Here is a 1,749-nt window from a genome sequence, read left to right as displayed (position 1 = left end):
GGTTCTATCAGGCGTCGTCGTCGGAGATGTTCGGGAAGGTGCGGGAGACGCCGCAGCGGGAGACGACGCCGTTTCATCCGCGGTCGCCGTACGGGGTGGCGAAGACGTTCGGGCATTATCTGACGGTGAATTATCGTGAGTCGTACGGGGCGTTTGCGTGTTCGGGGTTGCTGTTCAATCACGAGTCGCCGCGGCGGGGGATCGAGTTCGTGACGCGGAAGGTTTCGCGGGCGGTGGCGCGGATTTCGCTGGGGTTGCAGGACTCGTTGACGTTGGGGAATTTGGAGTCGCGGCGGGACTGGGGTTTTGCGGGGGATTATGTGGAGGCGATGTGGCGGATGTTGCAGCGGGATGCGCCGGATGACTATGTGGTGGCGACGGGGGAGACGCACAGTATTCGGGAGTTGTTGGATGCGGCGTTCGCCCGGGTGGGGATCGCGGACTGGTCGGAGCTGGTGAGGCAGGATCCGCGGTTCTTCCGGCCGGCGGAGGTGGATGTGCTGGTGGGGGATGCGTCGAAGGCGCGGGAGGTGCTCGGCTGGGAGCCGAAGGTCGGCTTCGAGGAGCTGATCGCGATGATGGTCGACGCCGACCTCGACGCGGAGGCCGAGACCGCCTCCCGGGAAGGACTGCTCGGCGCGCCACCGCCGCCGGCCGCGGGGCCCGGGGTGGCCCTGCCGCACGTCCGCCGCGCCGCGCCGGGGCCATGACCGGCCCGCGGGCGGCGGCCCACGCGGTCGTCGTCGCCGGCGCCCGGCCGAACTTCGTCAAGGCGAAGCCGGTCCTCGACGCGCTGGAGGCGGCGGGCCTGCGCACCACGCTCGTCCACACCGGGCAGCACTACGACGAGGCGATGAGCGGCGTGTTCTTCGCCGACCTCGATCTGCGCGTGCCCGACCATCACCTGGCGGCCGGCTCCGGGTCGCACGCGGTGCAGACCGCCGCGGTGATGACCGCGTTCGAGCCGCTGCTGGCGGAGCTGGCACCCGATGTCGTCGTGGTGTTCGGTGACGTCAACTCCACGCTGGCCTGTGCGCTGGTCGCGGCGAAGGCGGGGGTGCGCGCCGCGCACGTCGAGGCGGGCCTGCGCAGCGGGGACCGCGGCATGCCCGAGGAGATCAACCGGATCGTTGCCGACCGGCTCTGCGCGGACCTGTTCGCCACCTCTCCCGACGCGGTGGAGCACCTGCTGCGCGAGGGCACCGAGCCGCGCGACGTGCACCTCGTCGGCAACGTCATGGTCGACACCCTGCTGGCCCGCCGCGACGAGGCACTCGCCCGCCCGGTCCTCGCCGGGCTCGGCCGGCGTCCCGGTGACTACGGTCTGGTCACCCTGCACCGCCCGGCCAACGTCGACGACCCGGCCGCCCTCGACGGCCTGCTCGGCGCCCTCAGCGAGATCGCCGCCAGCTGCCCGCTGATCTTCCCGGCCCATCCCCGCACGGCCGCCCGGGTGGCCGGCCGGCTGCCGTCGAGCGTGCGGGTGATCGGCCCGGTCGGCTACCTCGACTCGCTGGCGCTGCAGGCCGGCGCCCGGATCGTGCTCACCGACTCCGGCGGCATCCAGGAGGAGACGACGGTGCTCGGCGTGCCGTGCCTGACGCTGCGGGACACCACCGAGCGGCCACTGACCGTCACCGAGGGGACGAACCGGGTCGTCGGGCGGGACCGGCGGGTCGTCGTCACCGCGGCCCTCGACACGCTGGAGCACCCGCCGCCGCCGCGGCGTCCCGCACTGTGGGATGGGCG

2 protein-coding genes are annotated in these 1,749 nt (G+C 72.4%); both read left to right on the top strand.

Translation table 11 applies throughout. The annotated features are described in order from the left end of the window. Window positions 1-710 (top strand): GDP-mannose 4,6-dehydratase (locus C1A33_RS24725; protein WP_243407910.1); only part of this gene is annotated, 710 nt, incomplete at its 5' end. After that, on the top strand, window positions 707-1,749 hold a 1,043-nt coding region (gene wecB / locus C1A33_RS24720), incomplete at its 3' end, for a non-hydrolyzing UDP-N-acetylglucosamine 2-epimerase (RefSeq protein WP_101833770.1). The genes C1A33_RS24725 and wecB, both read left to right, overlap by 4 nt.

Source organism: Frankia canadensis, from assembly GCF_900197875.1.
Classification (GTDB): Bacteria; Actinomycetota; Actinomycetes; order Frankiales; family Frankiaceae; genus Frankia; species Frankia canadensis.
Note: the sequence above shows the minus strand (reverse complement) of the source record. Positions and strands in the feature narration are given on the sequence as shown.